Raw genomic sequence first — 21,358 nt, 5'->3', positions numbered from 1 at the left:
TGCACAGAGATATGTGCATTTGCGGAGTCTGAGATGCCTTCTTTTGTTCGGAATGACATCGTTTAGTTATGTTTACCTACTTACCCCTTAGTTAAGGCCTCCTTGGTGCTGGTTGAGTTGACACTGGTTGAGACCCCATCGGCTTATTACTACCAGGATCTACAGCCCCCAAACCAAATGCGCCGCCATCAAACCACTCTGCCTTTAGTAGCGACCACCAGTCTGCCGTTAGGCCATCCAATATATATTCGTAAGGCATCCATCCATAGCCACCATTGCCCCAGCTAGGCCCCCAAGAATTGCGGATTAAAATTGCTCCCGGCTTAGCGGGTGTGCCGTCGATGCGCTCGATACACTTATGATCGTTATAGCCAACAGCTACAGCCGTATGGCCTCCCATTATCTGGTCACGGCTGCTGGGGTAGGGAATATAGCCAAAACGGATATTCCTGTCCTTAAAAAATGAGCTGTAGATAGTAAATCCAAAAATACAGGGCAATCCCGCAGCCAGCACAGCTTTAATTTGAAATAGCAGCAGCTCACGGGCTGTTAATGAAGCATCTTTGGCCCCGCTACCTGCCGCATCTAGCCGAAAGTATTTAAGCGCCTGATAGCTTTGAGCATAGGCATAGCAAAAAGCAGGAGGTTCTTCATTAAAATCTTTGGCCCGCCAGGGCCATACTTCCTCAGGGGGAACTCCGAATAGTACCAGGGCTTTCATTGTTTGCCGCACCGAAGCGCCTGTATCATCAGAGCGGTTCATCAAGTTGCGTGCCGTTTTATATAGAAAACGGGCCGATAGGCTAGTGTATTTGCCGTAGCGCTTCTGGGCAAAGTACTCAAGCAGCGATACCCCAGCAAAAGCGGTGCAAGCATTGACATCCTCCTGATCTTCAATAGGAGGGCACCAGTAGCTAAGGTCGACTAAGCCTGGCAAAAAGAAATAAAACTTGGTAGAAGTTGCGGCTTTAGGCACTTGGGCATCATCTGAAGGGCGGGTCCTCAACTTAGTTTGACGATCCGCCTTTTCCATAAGATTGGTATTAATTGGCAATTGCACAACAGTAGGCTCAAAGAATAGAGCCCTACCATCTTTCCTATCCATTTGAACTGTATCTAAGCCCCAATCCTCAACATCTTGAATTTCAAATAGCTCTTTTTTGAAGGTTAAAAATGAAACCAGTTCAGCCTGTGTTGTACTTTGAACAACATCGTCATGAACCTCACCATCCTCATCCAATGAATCTACTAAGTCTACTTTATCTTTGACTGTCTCTTGCTCATGGGATTGATTTAAACCCTCTACATCAGCAGATCCTGCAGATGTAGAATCTGTATGAACAGTTACTTTCGAAGTTGAGATATCTATACTTACATTTTTAAGGCAAACTCCATACTTTTCGCTGATAATGTCACCAAGAAAATCAAAAAACCTAAAATAGGAATCAATATTTTTTTTGTCTTCAGCTAATTCATCTTCAACAAACTTATAGATCTCAGAATTTGGTGGAAGATCTGAGAGTTCATCAGCTAGTTTGCCAAGCCTTTCTCTAATAAACAGAACGGATAGAGCTCGGATGCGCTTTTTCTGTTCTTCTTCTTCTTTTTCTTTTTCTTTTCCTTTAAGTCTTGATAATTGATCTTTTATGGCGGGGAAAAATTCACTCCAAATACTGTCCAACCAAACCATAGGAACTTTTGATGAGCGATTTTTCCATTTTTTAGCCAAGACTTCTTTTTTGTCTTGATTCGCTTTTATATTAGACTTTAGGAAATTTTCCAATGAGCTTAATATATAGGGCCTATAATCTAGGTTTTCGCTGCGAATGCGATTAATTTTAGCTATAGTTTCTTGGAACAAGGAAGTTATAGTTTTTCTTAACTCCTGAAGCTCTGCAATCTGGTCAGAAGTTTGAGTCGGCGAATATTCAAACAGAAAGTTTTCATAGGATGTTGCTTTTGAAGCATGCTCAGATTGGTGGAACTGAAAGCAACCATCTAGCTTGGCGAAGCCAGTGTCAATTGCTTGCCGATAGTTGTCAAAATTAGCCAGGGGGGAAAGGATTTGAAAGATTGCTGATACAAAGGGTTCAATGATGTGGAACCAGTAATGGAATTGTTCAATAAAGTCTTCATCTGAATAGATGATAAAACTGTTTTCGAGTAAAGCCTCCTCAACCTTTTTCTCCTTCTCAGCCTTCTTTCCGCATAGAGAACTGTTTAACGTGTCTAAACTAGTTCTTAAAATTCCATTCAGCTCTTTAAAAATAGGACTCACAGGCTGAGGGGCAGAAAAACTCTCGGCTATTTCTGTCTGAGTGCCTTCCTGATCCTCACTTTTGTGAGGATAAGCCTGGAATTGACGATCTAGCTCTTGATAGGCGACAATTGTAAGATCAGAAGATTTGCAAACTAGTAGATCCTTTAGATCGGTTAATTTCTTCTTTAGATCCTCAATAGCTTTTTTATGAAAATCCAGACTTTCAATAGCTTCACGTAAATTCTTAATAGCTTGTTTGTGAAAATCTAGATTCTCAATAGATTTTTCACGCGCAACTAGATCCTTAATAGCTTTTTCATACAAATCATTAATAGCTTGTTTGTGAAAATCTAGATTCTCAATAGATTTTTGACGTGTAACTAGATCCTTAATAGCTTCTTCATACAAATCCTCAATAGATTTTTGACGTGTAACTAGATCCTCAATAGCTTCTTCAGGCGTAACTAGATCCGTAACCGCTTTTTCATGCAAAGCTAGATCTTTAATAGCTTTTTCATGTAAAAGTTTCGCCCGGCCTGATAATTTGCTTGGCAGGAGCTTAATTTTCTTCCTAAAAGCGGAGCTAATTTCCTTAAGCTTCTCTTGAACAGTAGACTGTAATTCAATTTTGATCTTGGTGGCGTATTCGCCTTGGTGCTGGGAAAGAGAGTATTGCCCAAAAAAGTATTCAAATGCCTGATCAATTGAAATACTAAACTTTGTGCGGAGCCATGTATAAGTGAGCTGCTGAAACACTTCTTCTAAAATGTCATGGGGTATAATAGAAGAGGGGCAAAGAAGCTCAACATTTTGCTCATTGCTTGGTTTGTTGGCTAGATTAGCTTTAAGAGCAGTGTAAGTTCTAAGCCCTACAATGCCATCATCAACTAGCTGATTTTGGCCTTGAAAGAGCTTGACAATCTCCTCAAGTTTGTCATCAAATCTTGGGGTTTGTAGCCATTCAAGGACTGCGTTAGGGGCTTCACTGAAAAAAACGGGCACAACGACAGGCTTAGTTGACTCTTGCTTTGTTCTCTGTGGAATTAACTCTCGATAATACCAGTAAAGTGCTTGTTTGAGTTGAATGATTTCCTTGGCTTGAGAATGCTGAATCTGCTCGGATTCTTCCGAGCAGGGCGCTTCTTGTTTTCGCAGAATTTTATAAACTCGGACATTGGGAAAACGGGTTTCTCCTAAAATTTGGTTGTAGATGTCTTCCAGTTTTTTAGATTCTTTTGGCCCTTTGTCTTTTAGTAAGATGGATAAGATTTTAGCAATACCCTCTAAATGATCGCTGCCTTCTTGGGACAAGAGGCGTGGTTTGTTATCTAAGGCGAGAGTTAAACTTGGGTCGGCAATATCAGGTAAGTCAGGAATCCAGCCAAATCCTTTTTTCTGCCAGGTGCTGCTTGAGTTTGACTGAGCCATAATGCTTGCTCCAATATAGATTGAGTAGAATACCTATGGGCAGAGCTGCTGGTTTGAGGATGAATTATTTTTTAGGTAATCACTCACCCACTGGCAGCCTTGCTCTACTAGACCATCTAACGTTAGGAAATCAGATTCCTGGTTCCAGAGAATGACGCGGCCATCTTGGCTGGAAGACGCTAGCAGGTTGTCTTTAACACTGAGACTATTGACACCACCGTCATGACCAACAAGCGTCATAATCAATCTGCCGCTCGGCTTCCAAATTTGAATTGTTCCGTCATTAATAGCCCCATAAAGCCTTTGGGAATCAGGACTAAATCGCACGCTGTTAACCGTATCAGGGTGCCCTGTCAGTGTACTAAGCCCTTGTCCTTGAGAATTCCATAGCCGTATCGTTTGATCAGCGCTGGCAGTGGCAATGAGATCCTGGTTGGGGCTAAATGTCGCACTCAAAACTGGTTCTGAGTGTTCTTTTAATGTAGTAATTAAAGTTTCAGTTTGAAGGTTCCACAGTTTAGCAGTATTGTCAGCACTAGCACTGAGTAGTTGGCTACCATCGGCGTTAAATTCAACCGAGTAAACGACCTGTTGGTGCCCTTCTAAGGCAAAAAGTGGTTCGCCATTAATATCCCAAAGTTTAATTAGACTGTCGTATCCGCCAGAGGCAATGCGATCGCCCTGGGGACTAAAGCTAATTCCGTAGACACCATCTACATGGGCATTGGGTACCAGGTCTATAAAGTCGTCGGCATCTGTCCAGCGCCGAATAGTGCCACTGCCATCCCCTTCCACAATCCGATCACCTTTTGGACTAAATCGAATACTACTGCCGAAGGAGCCATGGGTATTCTGCAACAGCTGAGCTTGAGAATTTTGTAGATCCTGAATGTTCCACACCACACCGTTGCCGTCTTCTCGAATAGCAACGATCTGAGGTTTTTGGGGATTAAAGTTAACTTCAAATACGGGTACTGGTTGGGTGTCTGGCAGGGGAGAAGCCAGTACCGCCACGCGTGAAGTTGCGTTAGGCTGCCAAAGAATTGCCTTTTTGTCATTACTGACGCTGGCTAGAATGGTGCCATCAGGGTTAAAGCTGACGCCGTTGACCCTTGAGGCATGACCGCGCAGGCGGGTGATTAAACGGCCCTGAAAATCCCATAGCTCTATTACTCCACTTTGGCGGCAAGCGACGATAGTCCGGCCATCGGGGCTAAAGGCGACCTGAAGCACCGCAGTACTATCGTCAGCTGTGAGCAAGCGTACGGGTTCGCCTGTGGCTTTCCAAAGCCGTATCTTGCCTTCAACATCTCCTGAAGCCAACCATCCAGGGTTGGTCGAAGGACTAAAGTCAACGCTCGTCACTAAGTCTTGGTGACCAAGGAGTGGAGGGCGCTTAGGGGTGCCATCGCGGTTCCATAACCTGATGGTGCGATCGCTACTGGCACTGGCTAAAGTTAGGCCATCGGGGCTAAAGGCAACATCCCACACTGGGGAGCTATGGGCGGAAATCGTTTCAAGGAGCTTGCCCTGCAAATCCCATAGTTTGATCGTGCCATCTTCACTGGCGCTAGCTAGGAACTGATTTTGAGGGTCAAAGCGAACGCTATAGACATAGCTGTTATGGGCTGAGATCGGTGCTCCTAATGACTCGCCTTGACTTGACCACAATTGAATGGTGCCATTTTCAGCGGCGCTGGCAATTTTCTGGCCATCGGGGCTGAAACTGACATCTAAGACAGGGGCATCGTGGGTTAAGTCTACGGAGTTTAACTGCCCATGCTTATCCCATAGTTTTACAGTGCGGTCGTAGCTGGCGGTAGCAATAGTTTGGCCGTCGGGGCTAAAGGCAACAGCCTGGATCACACCAGCATGGCCCTCTAATCGATTCTTCTCACGGACCCAATAAACACCCTGGGCCAGAGCGGTCATCACATCGGCTTGGAGGTCGGGTGGGCGGAGGAAAACAGGCATGCGCTGAAGTTGGGTGCCGGCTTCGAGGGCGTGCAGAAGAGGGTCTACCCTGTCGCGATTAACAGTAAATTCAGCATTTGTGGCTTGGGTGAGGGCTTTGATCTGGCCCTGCTCGGCGCGAATCCATTGGTTGAGGGCGAGAAACGCTAGGCCGCTGACGGCAGCTAAGGCCGCACCTACGCCAGCAATGGTGCGACGCAGGCGCTGCACTTCGCGGCGGTGCTCTTGGTCAGCCAATGCTTCACTAGCGTCGATAAAGGCGGTTTCTTCAGAGCAGAAATTGCCAAAGCGATCGCACAACTCCATCTTCTGAGCCATCAACCATTGCAGCTTGGTGCCCTGCCACAGCTCAGCTTCGGCCTGAGCAGATTTCTGTTGGCACAGGTCGTGCCAGCGGGTGGCGTCATCTTTAAGCTGGTTGCGCAGGCGAATCAGGGGTTTGCTTTCTTCGATCCAGCGTTTGAGGGTATCCCAGGAGTCGATCAGGGTTTCATGGGCCAATTCGACTACGGCACTGCTGTCGGGGCTGGGGCGATCGCTGACCAGCAAACTCGCATTAATTAACTGCTCTAGCACCTTTTGCTCCGCCGGGTCGCGAAATTCGGTGAGAGTGGCGCGGCGACTGACGGCCTTACCGACGGTGGTGGTACCCACATCGGCAGTGGTGGTATCGACCAGTTGCAAAAAGATGTGTTTCGCGGCCTGCTGTTCGTCAGCGGAGAGGCCATTGTAGATCTCGTCAACCCGCCGCTGGAGGGCTCCGCGCACGCCGCCAATCTGGCGATAGGTGCTGGTGCGGAGGATGCGATCGCCCAGATCGCCACTGCTTTCCCACAGCAGCTTGAGGGTGTACTGCAACAGCGGTAGCGAAATGCGATCGGCCTCGCCGGTTTCGTTACGGCCCTTCAACCCCTGGATGATCTCTGCTGCTAGGCCAGGTTCAAAGACAACGCCATGGCGGGCGGCGGGCTGCTCAATGACCAGGCGCAGTTCGTCATCCCCTAGATCGGTAATTAGCTCAGAGCGCTGCAAAATGCCGCTGAGGGAGGGGTAGGCACTGAGGCGATCGAGAAAATCGGCCCGCATGGCGACAACGAGATCTACCGACGGCAGATTGGCCCCAACCAAGGTCACTAGACTGTCGATAAAGTGCTGACGCATGACCCCGTCAGGGCAGAGGGTGAACAGTTCCTCAAACTGGTCGATAAAGATCAACCATTCGTCGTCTGCGAGCTTAATGGTTTGGGCAGCTTTCAGCAGACTATCGGGCTGAGCTGCCAACAAAAATTCGGTATCCGATTGGCGGTAGCCTGCGCTGGTTAGGCTGGCTCGAAAGGATTCAAAGGGATTGCGATCGGGGGTGCAGATTAGCTCTCGAAACCCTCCTCCTTGCTGTTGGGCCAGTTGGGGGATCAACCCGGCACGAATGAGTGAAGATTTGCCACTGCCCGAGGCCCCCAGCACCAGCAGAAAGTTCTCTTGTAGCCGCTCTTGCAGATGAGCGATCATGCGATCGCGGCCAAAGAACAAGTCGCGATCGCGCACCTCAAACTTGCGCAGGCCAATGTAGGGCGATCGCGGGTTTAGGGGTCGGGCTTTGACGTCATCAAAGGCCACCTGCAAAATGTGGGTGTAGGTAATTTGGGCGTGGGACTGATCGATGGTGGTTTGCGAGAAATCAACCCGATTGCCCTCGCCATCAACCTGAAAGTTTCCGCCAATCGCTACATCTTGAGCTTGAGACGAGGATGCCGGTTCACGACCCGGCTCGGCCTCGGAGGACTTCACAGAAGCACCATGGCTTTGGCCACTAGGCCCGCCACCCGCATCACTGGCTCAGCCAACGTTTCCACTCCGGCCAGCCCCTTACGCAAGGCCTCTACCGATTGATCGATTAAATCTTTATCAGGCTTTTCCTTCTCTAACTCAGCGGCCAATGTGGCCATGGGCACCTTGGCAGTCGCTTTTTCAATGGAGTTTAGGCTAGCGGAATTAAGCACCTGCTGTTGAAGGGTCGCCAGCGATTGCAGCAGGGCTTGAGTGACATCGGCATTGCCTGGGGGGGAGCTAACAGGGGCATGGCCAACGGTCTGCTGCTGGCTCATATCGACTGTGACGTCGCTGCCGCCAACCTGAAAATTGCCGCCCACGGTCATGGTGCGACTCTGCTGGGAAGCACTGGGCGCTGGGCTCGCCACCTCTAGTACAGTGCTCAGTTGGGCCTTGAGGGCGGCCTTTTCTTCAACGCTAAGACTGCCGATGATCTGGAGGATGTCGGCAACAGTGTATGTCGGCATGGTAGTCACCTTGATTTGGCAAAGTCTTGGGGCTGCTTTACCAATGGCAACAGCATATAGGCAGTTGCAGGAAACAGCGCTAAATCTCAGCAATGCTTTAACAAACGCCAGTTTTTGCCCAAGTACTGCGCCTTACTTACCGATACAGAAGCGGCTAAAGATCTCATCGAGCATAGATTCGGTGATTTCGTCGCCAGTAATGCTGCCCAACGCCGCGATCGCACTCCTCAAATCAATTGTCCAAAAATCGAGGGGCAGCTGATTTTCAATGGTTTGCTGCACCTGATTAAGCGCATTTCTCGCCTGGATCAGGGCGGCTTCCTGACGCTGGTTAACGGTGAACTCTAGGTTGCCGGAGGTGAGCTGATCGGCATGGATGGCCCGGAGAATCGCCTGTTCTAGGCTATCGATCCCCCGCTGCTGGGCGGCGGCGGTGTGAACGATCGGCAGGTTATCGGGCAGTCGGAGCTGATTCACAACATCAGCCGGGACCAGATCCACTTTGTTAACGACCAGAATCAGGCAAGTGGCTTGCACCGACTCGTAGAGCTGCTGGTCGGCGTCAGTCCACCCGGCGGTGGCGTCGAGGGTGAGCAACACCAGATCGGCGGCCTGGGCTACTTGGTGCGATCGCGCAATCCCCATCTGCTCCACCGGGTCGCTGGCGTCGCGAATGCCCGCCGTGTCGAGCACCTGAATGGGAATGCCGCCCACCACCAGCTGCGACTCCACCACGTCGCGGGTCGTGCCCGGCAGATCGGTGACAATGGCGCGATCGCAGCGGCTCCAGGCATTCAGCAGGCTTGACTTGCCCACATTGGGCCGACCCACGATTGCCACCTTTAGCCCAGTGCGCAGCAGTTCACCCGAGGCTGCCGTGGCCAAAATCTGCTCGACCTCGGCCAGCACCGCCGCCACCTGGGCCTGTACAGCCGGCTCATCTAGCGGCGGCAGGTCATCTTCAAAGTCAATGCGGGCCTCGACTTCGGCCAGCACATCCAGACAGGCCGAGCGGAGCTGACGAAGGGGAGTTCTCAACTTGCCCTGCACCCCGGCCAGAGCCGTTTTGGCCGCCAGGGCAGACTGGGCCGCCACCAGATCGGCCACCCCCTCGGCCTGGGTGAGATCGAGCCGCCCATTGAGAAAGGCCCGCAGGGTAAACTCTCCGGGTTCGGCCAGCCTGGCCCCCTGGGCAACGCAGAGCTGAAGCACCTGCTGCACGGCCATCAGCCCTCCGTGGCAATGGAACTCCACCACGTCTTCGCGGGTGTAGGAGCGCGGGGCCACCATGAGTAACAGCAGGGCTTCATCGACCAGCTGCTGGGTCTGCGGATCGCGCACATGGCCGTAGAGAATGCGGTGGCTCTCCCAGGGTTGCCGACCCGGTGCATAAAATAGGGCGCGGGCGATCGCCAGGGCCTCGGCTCCTGACAGCCGCACAATGCCTACGCTGCCCTGCTGGGGGGCAATGGCGGTAGCGATCGCCACAATGGTCTCTCCCTGGGCCACACCCAGGGGATGAGATTGTGAAACGGCTGAGGCGGCAGCACCATCCATTGCATTCATCCGTAATCATCCTGGCATAGTGAAGTGATCTTGAACCCTGGGATCAAGCCTGATAAAAGGCAGATCCACTGGGTAGAATAGAAAAGAATCTTTACGCACTTTTAAGGTTCTGCCGCCGGTTTTGGCTGCCGTCCTGCCCTGGTAGTCTATCAAGCCAAGGGGTAAAGGCCGCTGCACCGATAGCTTAGATGTGCGCTTCTCACCCTCGCTCCTGGCCGCCCAGGGGAGCCTAGCCTTTGGTTGACCCTCATCTATGACCACCGTCGATTTGCCTTCTAGTCCAAAGTCTTCAATGCCCAAAATGTCTCGGCCCCAGTGGCGGCGTCAGCTTCGCTACGTGTACCTGCGCTTTTTGCGGCTCCAGGGTAGCCCTGAGCAACTGGCTCGGGGCATGGCATCGGGGGTGTTTTCAGGCTGTTTTCCGCTGTTTGGGTTTCAGACGATCCTGGGGGTGGCGGTGGCCACGGTGTTGCGGGGCAACCGGCTGATGGCCGCCGCCGCCACCTGGGTTAGCAATCCCTTCACCTACGTGCCGATTTTCGCCTTCAATTACCAGGTGGGCCATTGGCTACTGGGGGGCGGCACTACCCAAACCTTTCAAGACCTCGATACCCTCACCAGCTGGATGGATATGGGCACCGAGGTTTCGGTGCGACTGATGCTGGGCAGCAGTGTGGTGGGGGCGATCGCAGGGGTAGTCAGCTACGTGGTCGGCCTGCCCTTAATTCGCCGGGTGCGATCGCGGCAGATTGCTCGGCAGCAGCGCCAGCTCGACTCCCCCAAGCTTTAGAACCCGGCCCCAGAGTCTAGCCCTAGAGCACTGTATCTAACCCGTAAATCAACGACTTCAGCGCCATCACCCGGCGAATGCACAGCAGCACACCGGGCATAAAACTGGCGCGATCGCTAGTATCGTGGCGCAGCGTGTAGAGCTGCCCCGGCGAGCCAAACAAAATCTCCTGGTGGGCAATTAACCCCGGTAGCCGCACGCTGTGAATGTTGATACCCTCCGCCGTAGCCCCGCCCCGCGCCCCTGGAATAGTTTCGGTTTCTTTGACCAGAGGCACATTAAAGGATTGCTGCACCTCTGCCAGCATTTGAGCGGTCTGCACAGCGGTGCCGCTAGGGGCATCGGCCTTTTGGTTGTGGTGCAGCTCAATAATTTCTACATGGTCGAAGTACTGGGCCGCCTGCTGGGCCGCCTGCTGCATCAACACCACCCCAATCGAGAAGTTGGGCACGATCAGACAGCCAATGCTGGCCTTGTCGGCAAACTCCGCCAGGTTGCGAATCTGCTGGTTGCTGAGCCCCGTGGTGCCCACTACCGGTCGCACACCGTAGGCGATCGCGGCCCGCACCGACTCGTAGACGCTATCGGGATGGGTAAAATCGACCATCACCGCCAGCCCATCACTCTGGGCCGCCACCAGGGTCGCCTCCAGATCGTTCATGATGGGCACTTCTAGGGGCTGAGTACCAATGGCTTCACCGATGTCTTGCCCCAGCAGCGCCGGAGCCTTATCGACGGCACCCACCAGGGTCATATCCTCAGCCTGGGCTACGGCCTTGATCACCTCACGGCCCATTTTGCCGCAGGCCCCATTGACCACGACAGGAATCTTGGTTTGAGCAGTCATAGCGAGCGGTAACCCCTACTGAAACTTGCGTTCTAAAGACTTGAGATATTCGGTGTTGACCCCCGACTCGCGGGGTAGGGCAATCTTGCCAGTGCGGGCAATTTCGCGAATGCCAAACCGGTTCAGCACCTGCACAATCGCCACCATTTTGCCGGGGTCACCCACCACTTCGAGGGTGAGCGAATCTTCCGACACATCGACCACCCTTGCCCTAAAAATTTGAGCAAACTCAATCACTTCTGAGCGATTGGTGGTGGTGGCATTCACCTTGAGCAGCATTAGCTCCCGCTCGACGCAGGGGGTATCGGTCAGGTCATTGACTTTGATCACGTTGATCAGCTTATACAGCTGCTTAGTGAGCTGTTCAATCACCGAATCGTCGCCGGGCACCACCATGGTGATGCGAGAAATGCCCGATGTTTCGGCTGGCCCGACCGCCAGGCTCTCAATATTAAAACCGCGCCGGGCGAAGAGGCCAGCAATGCGACTTAGCACCCCGGCTTCGTCTTCAACCAGCACCGACAGGGTGTGTTTTATCGCCTGCTGAGGAGCCACAGTCGAACTGGAGAGTGTAGAAGGATTAACCATAGAGCCTGGGAAGATAAAGGGCACCAGCGCCGAAGCTGGCCCGTGGTAACGGTGAGCTAGCAAACCTTTATGATATCTCGAAAGCCTCGCGTTACAAACCTCCTCTGTACCTTCTAAATTGTCGCCTTCTCATCTCATCTCATTGAAAAAGAGAATTACTCAGTGGAGAGTTCTGGAGGCTGTCAATCGCCAGGGCCAATCCCGACGTAATGGTCTAGGCAACCGCGCCTGAAATCTGCGACAGCCCTGCGGTCCCCTATCCCAAACGCCGCCCACATTCCTCAGATTGGGTATCCTTGAGGCACAGCTACCGTCACAGCATCCTGCATGAGCTTATCTGGCCCAGTTCAAGACGTTCAGACCCTGCGGGGGCGATTTCTCGATCTCATTAACCTACGCCCCGGTGAAGAAGAGCGCACCCTGCTCATGTTCGCCTTCTACACCGCCACTTCCATGGGCATTTTGTGGCTGGAGGTGAGTTCGGCTGCTCTATTTTTGGGCGAGTATGGGGCAGCTAGTTTACCGTGGATCTATATTTTCAGCGCTGGGGTGGGGCTGGGGCTGAGTGTGGTGTATTCCTGGTTACAGCGGCTATTTCCGCTGCGCCGGGTGATCGTGATTATCGCCATGCTGATGGCGGCACCAATTTTGGGGTTTCGCTGGGGGTTGGCCGTGCCCTGGCTGGCTGCTCCTATGGTGTTTTCGATGCGGCTGTGGATTGAGGCGATCTACGGACTCAACGACCTCAATCTATCGGTGACGGCCAACCAGCTGTTTAATATTCGCGAGATCAAGCGGGCCTATCCCATCATCAGCAGCGGCAACCTGGTAGCCGATGTAATCAGCGGCTTCTCGGTGTATCTGCTGCTCAGGCTGATTGGGCTGCAAAACGTCTTGCTGCTGTCCTTTGTGGTGATGGTGGTGGGAGCGGTGATTTTGTCCCACCTCAGCCGCAACTATGCCCATGCCTTCCCCGATTCGCCCCGCCGGCAGGCCGAAGATGCAGAGTCAGTCGAGAGCTTCAGGTCGCGCCAGCGGCTCCAGGGACCGATTCAGCAGTACGTGGTGCTGCTGTTTTCGTTCTTTGTGCTGGCTCAAATGCTGCTGTTCTCCATTGAGTTTCAGTTTTTTAACCAGCTTGAAACCAGCTTAGACGTTGAATCAATCGCGGCTTTTCTCGGATTTTTTAGCGGCCTGCTGGGGCTGATTGAGCTGTTTACCCAGTGGTTTACCTCCAGCCGCCTGATTGAGCGGGAGGGAGTATTTAAAGTAGCGCTGGTGCTGCCTACGGTAATCGTGCTGCTGGGGATCGCCACCTTAGCCGGTAGCTATTCTGGCTGGCTGGGGGCAACCGCGATTTTTGTGGGCCTGATTGTACTGAAGTTTTTTGATGAGTGGCTGCGCTACACCCTGGTGGCGACCACGCGACCGATTTTGTTTCAGCCCATTCCTGACCAGGTGCGTAGCACGGTGCAGTCTTGGGTAGGCGGCATTGCCGAGCCGCTGTCGATGGGGGGCACAGGGGTGGCCATTTTGCTCACTATCGCCGTTTGCAACCGCGTTGGTCTGACCGATGTATTGGTCCAGGCTCAGCTCTTTTTGCTGGGTACGGTGGTGGCGGCCCTGGTCTGGTTTGCCATTATGGTGATGCTGCGATCGCGCTACCTGAATCTGCTGGTGCGCGGGGCCGAGCGTGGCCTGCTGACGTTTTCTGATGCCAACCTGCGGGTGCTGAGAAAGGCGTTTATTGAGCAGCTAGAGCAGCCGGGCCTAGATGCCAACAAGCGATCGTGCATTGAGTTGCTCAGCCACATCGACCCTAAAAACGTCGGCGAGATTTTGGCCCCCCGCCTGGCTGATCTGCCCCCCAGCCTGCAGCGGCAGAGCCTAGAGGCCATGTTGCAGTACCCCAACCCGGCTCACACCGCCGAGGTGCAAGACCTCTTGCAGGTGCCCAACCAGTCGCCCGAAATCTTAGCCCTGGCTCTACGCTACGTGTGGCTGGCTGAAGACCGGTTCAACATCAACGATCTGCGCCCCTACCTGCATCCTGAGGTCGATGCAGTGGTGCGGGGCACGGCGGCATCGCTGATGCTGCGGCGGGGCAATCTGCAAGAGCGGGCCGAAGCTACCGCCACCCTGCGTAAAATGCTGGTGCACGACGAAGAGCGTGAGCGAGTGATGGGCTGCCGCGCCCTGGGCGAAGCCGACTATATGGAATCGCTCAGTATCTATATTGACGATCTGTTGCAAGACCCGTCGTTGCGGGTGCGGCGATCGCTGCTAGAGGCGATCGCCGCCACTCAGTACAAAAAATACTACCCCTCACTGCTGAGGGCGCTCCAGTACAAGTCTACCCGTGAGGCAGCCATGGGTGCCCTCACCCGCTTGGGCAATGAGGCCCTACCCATGCTGGAAGAACTCGCCCTCGATAGCTATCGACCCGAGAGCCTACGCAACCAGGCCTGGCAGGTGATCGGCAACATTGGCACCCTGCCGGCACTGGAGTTTTTAATTCAGAATTTGATTACCACCTGGGGCAGCACCCGCCGCCACATTCTGCGTATTTTGCTTAGCCTCTACCAAGAGTCGGGGGTGAAGCGCTCGGCACTGATCGACGGAGCCATCGATCGCATGCTGGGTCGTAGCGGCATTGAAGACCTGCTCAACACCGAGCTGGCCTTTGCCGGTCAAATGCTGGCGGCCAAGGTCGATCTTGCCCTCAACCGGGTATCGGGTACCGAGGCTGACCTGCTGCGCGAGGCCCTTAACGGTCTGCAAAACGACGCTACCGAGCGGCTGTTTATGCTGCTGCGGTTTGTGTCGCCAGCGACGGCCATTCAGGCAGCCCAGGTAAGCCTCAGCGGATCTGCCTCCCAGTGGGCGCGGGGCATTGAAATTCTCGATACGGTGGTCGACGTGGCCAACAAGCGATCGATTTTAATTTTGCTCGATCGCCGCTCCGATACCGACAAACTCAAGCGCCTGGCGCTGTCTACGCTGCTGATTCCCTACGATCCGCTGCCGGCCCGCGATCGCCTACGCCAGCTGCTCGATCTGCGCAATTTTTTGTCAGATTGGGCCATTGCCTGCTGCTTTCACCTGGCCCGCGTGCAGCGTTGGAACCTCACTGCCGAACACACCCTGGCTTTGCTCCAGCACCCTACCGGTTTTGTGCGAGAAGCGGTGTTGTCCTACTTGGCGGTGGCCTCCCCCCGGGCCCTACGCGAGCTCCTACCCCTGATGGGGAAAGACGCTGATCGCCTGGTGCTAGATCAGGTTAAACAGCTGATCAACACCTATAATTTGGAGCCGAGCCCCCCCGCATAGCCTGGGTTTGCTTCGATTAGTCGGCACCTCTGGCCCTGTGTTCCTGCCACTATTTTGTATGTTAAACAGCGTCCAACGTCTACTTTTTGTCCGCGATGTTCCGATGTTCAAAGAGCTAAGGGACGATTTTTTGGTGCGGCTGGCCTCGGTCATGGATGAGGTGTTTTACGACAGTAGCTACACCATCATTACCGAAGGTCAGGAGGGGCGATCGATGTATATCGTGGTGTCGGGGCGGGTCAGCGTTCACATCGGTGGCCAAGAGGTGGCCCAGCTCAAACCAGGGGAATGCTTTGGCGAAATGTCAGTGTTTGATGCTGAACCGCGATCGGCCTCAGTTACCACCCTAGACTCCTGCAACTGCCTGGTGCTTACCCAACAGCAGCTCTACGACGCCATCGACGAAACCCCCGGCATTGCCGTCAACGTCATCCGATTACTCTCACGGCGCATTCGCGAACTCAACCAAGACCTCAACCAAGTCAAGCAGCAGCTCGCTCAGACCCCACGGCCCCAGCCTATCCGACCCCAGTGGTATCGACCAACGCCCTTTCCGCCCACCGAACCCCTGGCCCGCCCCGGCAGCTAACCAGGCTGGTATTCAATGTCAGGGGTGAGGTCTATAACCTGACCTTTACCAACCAACCGAGCACCGGGCAACATGCTGACCAACCCGACAAATTGCCCCTTAAACACGCCTGGAGTCAAGCAGCATCTGCTACAATTTGGAACTGCGCTATTGTGCCGTTTGATTATCGCCGGAGAATAACCCATGGCCCGTCATTGTCAACTCACCGGAAAGAAGGCTAACAACGCCTTTTCCATCTCTCACTCCCACCGTCGCACCAAGCGCATGCAAGAGGCCAACCTGCAAGAAAAGCGGGTCTGGTGGCCTCAGGGCAAGCGTTGGGTCAAGCTACGTCTGTCGACCAAGGCAATTAAAACCCTTCAACACAAAGGTTTAGAAGCCATGGCCAAAGAAGCCGGTATCAACCTGAACAAGTGCTAGTTTAGGCCCGCGATCGGCTAGCTCCGGCGGCGCAGTAGCGCCAGCCCCGCCGCCACAACTCCTCAAACTAAGGCCGTGCCGGGTTCCGGTACGGCCTTAGTTTTGGCTTGACGTTGCACGTTTGTCACGAACTTAACGCTCACCGCTGGTTTGCTATGGTCGCCCGTCCTCCAAGCCCCTCGATCGATACCCGTCAACGGGTGCAGCGGGTGCTGCTGATTACCCTGGCCCTCAACCTAACGGTGGTGGTTCTCAAGGCCACGGTAGGCTGGATGACTGGATCACTGAGCCTGTTGGCCGATGCCCTGCACAGCGTCACCGATAGCGCCAACAATGTGCTGGGATTAGCCACCAATCGCCTGGCCGATCCCCAGCCCGATCGCGATCATCCCTATGGCCACCACAAATTTGAGGCAGTAGGCGCCTTGGGCATTGCCGCATTTTTGGGTATCGCCTGCTTTGAAATTCTCAAAAGTGCCGTGGAGCGCATTTTTTCTGGGGGCAGTCTTGTCACGATGGGCTCTGCCGCGCTGTGGATTATGCTCCTGGTGCTTGGCATCAACATGTTTGTGGCTTTCTACGAGCGCCGGGTAGGATTGGCCCTTAACAGCAAAATTCTGATCGCCGATGCCCACCACACCATGAGCGACATTTGGACCACCATTGTGGTGATCGCTGGCCTAATTGGGGTGTGGTATGGCCTGACTTGGCTAGATGTAGCCCTGGCGTTTCCGGTGGCGCTGCTGGTGTTTAAGAGCGGTTGGAAGGTGTTGCGAGAGAATCTGCCCTGGCTGGTGGATGAGATGGCGATCGCCCCAGAAGCCATTCACAGCCAAGTGATGCAGGTGCCCGGGGTGGTCAATTGCCACAGCATTGCGTCTCGGGGGCTGTTGGGACGGCAGGTCTTCATCGACATGCACCTAGTGGTCGAACCGCCAACGGTCAACCAGGCCCACCAGATCACCGAAGCCGTAGAAGATCACCTGGAGGCCATCTATGGCCCCGCCCGGATCACAATCCATGTGGAGCCGAGAGAGTATACCGAAGAGGAAATTACGTATTAAAAAGCGAACAGCTTACACTAGATAAGGGCCTGCATACCAGGGCCGACACTCTAGGCAGCACATAGCTATGAACTTTTTGGCAAAGTTAATTCCCGGTCGGGCCGATGGGGCCACCCTACCCAAGCGCAGCCGTCGAGTGCGGGGGGTAGAACTTAAGACCGAGGCTGAACTGGAGATCATGCGTCAGGCCGCTCGAATTGTGGCTACCGTGCTGAAAGAAATTGAGGCGATGGTCAAACCGGGCATGACTACCGCCGACCTCGATGCCCATGCGGAGAAGCGCATCCGCGACATGGGAGCGACGCCCAGCTTTAAGGGCTACCACGGCTTCCCCGCTTCGATCTGTGCCTGTATCAACGATCAGGTGGTGCACGGCATTCCCGGCAAGCGCCAGGTGATTCGTAACGGCGACCTGCTCAAGGTCGATACCGGGGCCTACTACGACGGATTCCACGGTGATTCCTGCATCACCATTGCGGTGGGGGAAGTGTCCCAGCAGGCTCAACAGCTGATGACGGCGGCAGAGGCGGCCCTCTACGCGGGTATTGCCCAGGTAAAGCCGGGGAATACGCTATTGGACATTGCCGGGGCGATCGAAGACTGCGTCGCCAGCTACGGGTTTACGGTGGTCGAAGACTTTACAGGGCACGGGGTGGGTCGCAATCTGCACGAAGCACCCTCGGTGTTTAACTTTCGTACCCGGCAGCTACCTAACATGAAGCTGCTGCCGGGCATGACTCTGGCGATCGAACCAATTCTCAATGCCGGGTCTAAGCAGACCCGCACCCTCAAGGATCAGTGGACGGTGGTGACGGTCGATCGCAGCCTATCGGCCCAGTTTGAGCACACGGTGCTGGTCAGCGAGACGGGCTATGAAATTCTGAGCGATCGCGCTCAAGTGCCGGTAGCGCTAGCTTCCTGAGCCACGGTATCAACAGTGAGGCAGTCGCTCTGCCCCACCAGCTCGGTCTCTACGGTCACGGTGTAAGCCTTGGCCCCGCTAGCGCTGGGAAATCGATGGCTGGCCACGGTCCGCAGGGCGTGATCATCCACGGCGCCGTAGCCGGAGCTGCGTAGCACGACGGGCTGGCTTCGGGTGCTGCCGCTGGGGCTGACCAGCACTCCCGCCTGCACAGGTCCAGGTGGCTCCGACAGGCAGGCGCGCTGGTAGTAAGTTACCGATAGTTCTTCAGGCGCTGGCGATGGTGTGAGGTCGCTCAGCCCAGTCTCGGTGCGAATGGCCTGCTGCCACTGGCTGAGGTTTTGCTCGTAGGCGATGGCGGTGGTGGCCTCAGGGGTGTAGGTGACCCGCTGGAGAATGGCGGCCCGCATCTGCTCAACCCGCTCTGGAGATAGGTTAAGCCCGGCAACGTAGGTGCGCAGGCGTTCTCCCAGGTCGCCCTCAAACAGGGGCTGACTGGCAGATGGCGTAGGTGATTGATCTGAGGGCCTGACAGGCTCAGCCGGGGGGGTGGCAGAATTTGTCGGGGGCGAGCTGGTCGCCGAAGCCCTGGGCGGAGCCGCACCGTTTGCCTGGGCCGTGGGCCGAGCCGCACCCGCTGCTCGGCGAGGGGGTGCCTGGGCTGGTCTTGCCGTCGGTGTGCTTGGTATCGTGGGTTGGGGCTGGGCTGGGGCGGCGGCGACCCCGACCGGTGCTATCGCTACGGCTGGAGCCTCAGAAGCCGCCGCCTCGGCCGTGCCGGCTGGTGGCACACGGGTGATCGCCACGCTGTCTTGCTCGGGGTCGGGGGGCGGAATGACCGCATCGCTATCGGCCCCTACCGGCAGCATCAGCACCAGGCCGTGCAGGCCCACAGAGGCCAACAGCATGGGGGCTAATAGAATCTGCCAGAGGGGCCTAGATGGTTTAGAAGACGCAAAGGGGGTGGTCATAGGGGGCGGAGTTTCGGCCTGTATCTAAGTTTTGGAGTTCAAGCTGTGCTATGGAGTAGCTTGGGGTAACATCCCTCACTAGGGTAATATTCCCAGAGCCTAGCCTGTTCTGGGGTCACTGGACCAGATGATAACCAGGCCGGTGGCCTGTTGCCCAGGAGCCCCGACGCCAATGCCCACCACTGACACAAACAGAAATGGTTGCCCATTGCGCAACACCTGAAACAGGGTGCGATCGCAAAAGCCCCCTGGCACATCGCTCACCTGGTACTGGGCGGCCTGGAAGGTGCGAGGGACATCTTCGTTTCTAATGTGCTGCTCGTTGCGTGTCAAATAGCGCAGCGAGACCGCATTGGGGCGCAGCCGGTAGTCGGCATCGCTGATCTGCTCAAAAAAGCAGCTCTGCTCAGCGGCTGACCAAGTGTTGATGCCGCCTCGGGTCAGGTAGGCGATCGCCGGAAACGAGGTCGCCGTCGAGTCAAAGTCGCTATCGCCAGCGCCCCGAGTCAGGCTGGTAAAAATTTCCGTGACTTCTGCTTCGACGATGACCGGCGGCGGCGGCGAGGGGTCAAAGGTGGGCTCTGCCGGTGGCAACGCACCCTCTGGGGCCGCCTCAGGAGGCGGCGTATCGGGAAATGCCTCTGGCACCATGGGCTGAGTTGGCACAGTGGGGGCAACGGCCTGGGCGGGGGGCGGCAGAATCACCTCAGAAGGCGCTGCGGGGGGCTGTTCAGACTCAGGCTCTAGGGGCGGTTCAGAGGCGGGCAGGCTGCTGATGCTGAGCAAATCGACAAATTCTTCCTCAGCAGCGGCGTCATCTGCGGGCGATCGCGTTGGCACCGGAGCTAACAGCAGCAGCGCGTGGGCCGCCAGCGATAGACCCAGCAGCGGGGCCAGCAGCAGCTTCAGCCAGGCTGCTCTCCGGAGACAGCGGGGTGGAGGCAATGGCGGGCTGGGCGGTTGGGCTATTACCGGTGGTTTGACAGATTCCCTCAGGGGCATGGGTGTAGTTGGCAGCTGAGATTTACAGATAAGATTTGGGATTAGGCACCACGAAGCCCCTAGGAATGAGCGGGCTTCCCAAGGGCTTGAGCGGTGGTGCGATCGCTAGGCGGGAGGCCTACAGACCGGCGCGAATGGCACTGTAGCGCTCAGGAGGCAGCGCCACGTAGCCAGTCTCGGGCACCAGCTCTCCAGCGTTCTCGAGCATGAATTCAACGAAGGCGCGCACCTGGGGCTTGTTCTCAAAGCTGCTCTTCTTCACGTAGAAGAAAATGGGCCGAGAGAGGGGCGCATAGGTGCCATCCAGCAAAGTTTCATCGCTGGGCAGCACGCCGTTGACCGCCGCGGCCTTGAGGGTGTCGCGGTTTTCTTCGTAGTAGGCGTAGCCAAAGTAGCCCAGGGCGTTGACATCGCGAGATACACCCAACACCAGAATGTTGTCGTCTTCGCTGGCGGTAAAGTCGGCACGGCTAGAAGCGGCTTCGCCCACGATCACTTCGGTGAAGTAGTCGAAGGTGCCAGAGTCGGTGCCGGGGCCAAACAGGTTGATAGGTTGGTTGGGCCAGCTGGGGTCAACCTGATTCCAGCGGGTGATGCGGCCCTCGGCGGCGGGTTCCCAGATCTTTTTGAGCTGCTCAACTGTCAGGTTTGCAGCCCAGGTGTTGCGGGGGTTGATCACCACGGTGAGGGCATCGAAGGCGATGGGCACTTCCATATACTCCACGCCAGCAGCCTTGCAAGCCTCTACTTCAGCAGACTTGATGGGGCGGGAGGCACCCGTTACATCTAGCTCATCGTTACAAAACTTGCGAAAGCCGCCCCCGGTACCGGATACACCCACGGTCACCTGGGTGCCACGGCTTTGGGCCATAAATTCTTCGGCCATCACTTCAGAGATGGGAAAAACGGTGCTAGACCCATCGACCACAATGGTCGAACCACTCTGGGAAAAGGCGCTGGGAGCGGCAATACCAGCAGCAACTACGGCGGTCATTACCCCGGCTAGCGCATAGCGATTAAATTTCTGTCGGCTCAACATACAACACTCTCCGTGGCGCTTTAAGGACATCAATATTCGCCATTCGTAAGCCTAGAGCCCCAAGCCTAAGGTCAATTGATGGCAATAATAAGCGTTGGCTTACTTCACTTTAAGAGAAGGTTAATTGACCCTAAATAATTCTATGACGTCATAGAAAAGCCGGTATTGACAAGAGCAAAAACCAAGCAATCAGTCCATCGAAATACTCAGCTTAATTTCCTATAAGAATTGTCCCCTATAAGCTATAGGAATTTTTTGTAGGATTAATTAC

Annotated in this window: 15 protein-coding genes; 6 read left to right on the top strand and 9 right to left on the bottom strand. The window is 54.8% G+C overall.

The window, feature by feature from the left end:
• Positions 1-91: 91 nt before the first annotated feature.
• From RRF56_RS23130 to mnmE, 4 genes are all read right to left on the bottom strand, one after another.
• Positions 92-3,688, bottom strand: a complete 3,597-nt coding sequence (locus RRF56_RS23130) for a C1 family peptidase (RefSeq protein WP_317035507.1) — start codon at positions 3,686-3,688, stop codon at positions 92-94.
• A 33-nt stretch (positions 3,689-3,721) separates the two neighbouring features.
• On the bottom strand, positions 3,722-7,450 hold the full coding sequence (locus tag RRF56_RS23125) for an AAA family ATPase (protein WP_317035506.1): 3,729 nt from the start codon (positions 7,448-7,450) through the stop codon (positions 3,722-3,724).
• Positions 7,447-7,959, bottom strand: coding sequence for a hypothetical protein (locus tag RRF56_RS23120; RefSeq protein WP_317035505.1), 513 nt, complete (start codon positions 7,957-7,959; stop codon positions 7,447-7,449). Before RRF56_RS23120 ends, RRF56_RS23125 begins: the two co-directional genes overlap by 4 nt.
• Positions 7,960-8,091: 132 nt before the next feature.
• Positions 8,092-9,516, bottom strand: a complete 1,425-nt coding sequence (gene mnmE, locus RRF56_RS23115; protein WP_410510676.1) for a tRNA uridine-5-carboxymethylaminomethyl(34) synthesis GTPase MnmE — start codon at positions 9,514-9,516, stop codon at positions 8,092-8,094.
• Positions 9,517-9,817: 301 nt separating this feature from the next.
• On the opposite strand from mnmE, the gene RRF56_RS23110 reads away from it, so the two are divergent.
• Complete coding sequence (locus tag RRF56_RS23110) at positions 9,818-10,315, top strand: DUF2062 domain-containing protein (protein WP_317035503.1); 498 nt, start codon at positions 9,818-9,820, stop codon at positions 10,313-10,315.
• Between the two features lie 22 nt (positions 10,316-10,337).
• On the opposite strand, the gene dapB is transcribed toward RRF56_RS23110, so the two are convergent.
• Both dapB and ilvN read right to left on the bottom strand, forming a co-directional pair.
• Complete coding sequence (gene dapB / locus RRF56_RS23105) at positions 10,338-11,162, bottom strand: 4-hydroxy-tetrahydrodipicolinate reductase (protein WP_317035502.1); 825 nt, start codon at positions 11,160-11,162, stop codon at positions 10,338-10,340.
• A 15-nt stretch (positions 11,163-11,177) separates the two neighbouring features.
• Positions 11,178-11,699, bottom strand: a complete 522-nt coding sequence (gene ilvN, locus RRF56_RS23100) for an acetolactate synthase small subunit (protein ID WP_317038374.1) — start codon at positions 11,697-11,699, stop codon at positions 11,178-11,180.
• Between the two features lie 378 nt (positions 11,700-12,077).
• Here ilvN and RRF56_RS23095 point away from each other — a divergent pair, with 378 nt between their 5' ends.
• From RRF56_RS23095 to map, 5 genes are all read left to right on the top strand, one after another.
• Positions 12,078-15,080 carry an MFS transporter gene (locus RRF56_RS23095; protein WP_317035501.1) on the top strand — a complete coding sequence of 1,001 codons (3,003 nt, stop codon included), beginning with the start codon at positions 12,078-12,080 and terminating at the stop codon, positions 15,078-15,080.
• A gap of 58 nt (positions 15,081-15,138) precedes the next feature.
• Positions 15,139-15,669, top strand: a complete 531-nt coding sequence (locus RRF56_RS23090) for a Crp/Fnr family transcriptional regulator (RefSeq protein WP_410510508.1) — start codon at positions 15,139-15,141, stop codon at positions 15,667-15,669.
• 183 nt (positions 15,670-15,852) lie between these two features.
• Entirely contained in the window at positions 15,853-16,089 is a 237-nt protein-coding gene (gene rpmB / locus RRF56_RS23085) for a 50S ribosomal protein L28 (protein ID WP_317035499.1), read from the top strand.
• Positions 16,090-16,244: 155 nt separating this feature from the next.
• A complete protein-coding gene (locus RRF56_RS23080; protein ID WP_317035498.1) occupies positions 16,245-17,153 on the top strand; it encodes a cation diffusion facilitator family transporter in 909 nt (302 codons plus the stop codon).
• 67 nt (positions 17,154-17,220) lie between these two features.
• Positions 17,221-18,075, top strand: coding sequence for a type I methionyl aminopeptidase (gene map, locus RRF56_RS23075; protein ID WP_317035497.1), 855 nt, complete (start codon positions 17,221-17,223; stop codon positions 18,073-18,075).
• Here map and RRF56_RS23070 read toward each other — a convergent pair.
• The 3 genes from RRF56_RS23070 to RRF56_RS23060 form a co-directional block, all read right to left on the bottom strand.
• The gene (locus RRF56_RS23070) at positions 18,048-18,983 is read right to left on the bottom strand and encodes a hypothetical protein (RefSeq protein ID WP_317035496.1); all 936 of its coding nucleotides are present in this window, start codon (positions 18,981-18,983) and stop codon (positions 18,048-18,050) included. The two genes, map and RRF56_RS23070, sit on opposite strands and share 28 nt — an antisense overlap.
• 162 nt (positions 18,984-19,145) lie before the next feature.
• Entirely contained in the window at positions 19,146-20,048 is a 903-nt protein-coding gene (locus tag RRF56_RS23065) for a hypothetical protein (RefSeq protein ID WP_317035495.1), read from the bottom strand.
• 118 nt (positions 20,049-20,166) lie between these two features.
• Complete coding sequence (locus RRF56_RS23060) at positions 20,167-21,087, bottom strand: PstS family phosphate ABC transporter substrate-binding protein (RefSeq protein WP_317035494.1); 921 nt, start codon at positions 21,085-21,087, stop codon at positions 20,167-20,169.
• Positions 21,088-21,358 lie beyond the last annotated feature (271 nt).

The sequence above is a fragment of the Nodosilinea sp. E11 genome (assembly GCF_032813545.1).
Lineage (GTDB): Bacteria > Cyanobacteriota > Cyanobacteriia > Phormidesmidales > Phormidesmidaceae > Nodosilinea.
The sequence above is the reverse complement of the archived record's forward strand: the minus strand, read 5'-3'. Positions and strand labels throughout refer to the sequence as shown.

Coding starts and splice junctions, on each gene's coding strand:
- RRF56_RS23130 (WP_317035507.1), bottom strand. CDS start 3,688: ATGGCTCAGTCAAACTCAAGCAGCACCTGGCAGAAAAAAGGATTTGGC.
- RRF56_RS23120 (WP_317035505.1), bottom strand. CDS start 7,959: ATGCCGACATACACTGTTGCCGACATCCTCCAGATCATCGGCAGTCTT.
- mnmE (WP_410510676.1), bottom strand. CDS start 9,516: ATGGATGGTGCTGCCGCCTCAGCCGTTTCACAATCTCATCCCCTGGGT.
- RRF56_RS23110 (WP_317035503.1), top strand. CDS start 9,818: ATGCCCAAAATGTCTCGGCCCCAGTGGCGGCGTCAGCTTCGCTACGTG.
- dapB (WP_317035502.1), bottom strand. CDS start 11,162: ATGACTGCTCAAACCAAGATTCCTGTCGTGGTCAATGGGGCCTGCGGC.
- RRF56_RS23095 (WP_317035501.1), top strand. CDS start 12,078: ATGAGCTTATCTGGCCCAGTTCAAGACGTTCAGACCCTGCGGGGGCGA.
- RRF56_RS23090 (WP_410510508.1), top strand. CDS start 15,139: ATGTTAAACAGCGTCCAACGTCTACTTTTTGTCCGCGATGTTCCGATG.
- rpmB (WP_317035499.1), top strand. CDS start 15,853: ATGGCCCGTCATTGTCAACTCACCGGAAAGAAGGCTAACAACGCCTTT.
- RRF56_RS23080 (WP_317035498.1), top strand. CDS start 16,245: ATGGTCGCCCGTCCTCCAAGCCCCTCGATCGATACCCGTCAACGGGTG.
- map (WP_317035497.1), top strand. CDS start 17,221: ATGAACTTTTTGGCAAAGTTAATTCCCGGTCGGGCCGATGGGGCCACC.
- RRF56_RS23070 (WP_317035496.1), bottom strand. CDS start 18,983: ATGCTGTTGGCCTCTGTGGGCCTGCACGGCCTGGTGCTGATGCTGCCG.
- RRF56_RS23065 (WP_317035495.1), bottom strand. CDS start 20,048: ATGCCCCTGAGGGAATCTGTCAAACCACCGGTAATAGCCCAACCGCCC.
- RRF56_RS23060 (WP_317035494.1), bottom strand. CDS start 21,087: ATGTTGAGCCGACAGAAATTTAATCGCTATGCGCTAGCCGGGGTAATG.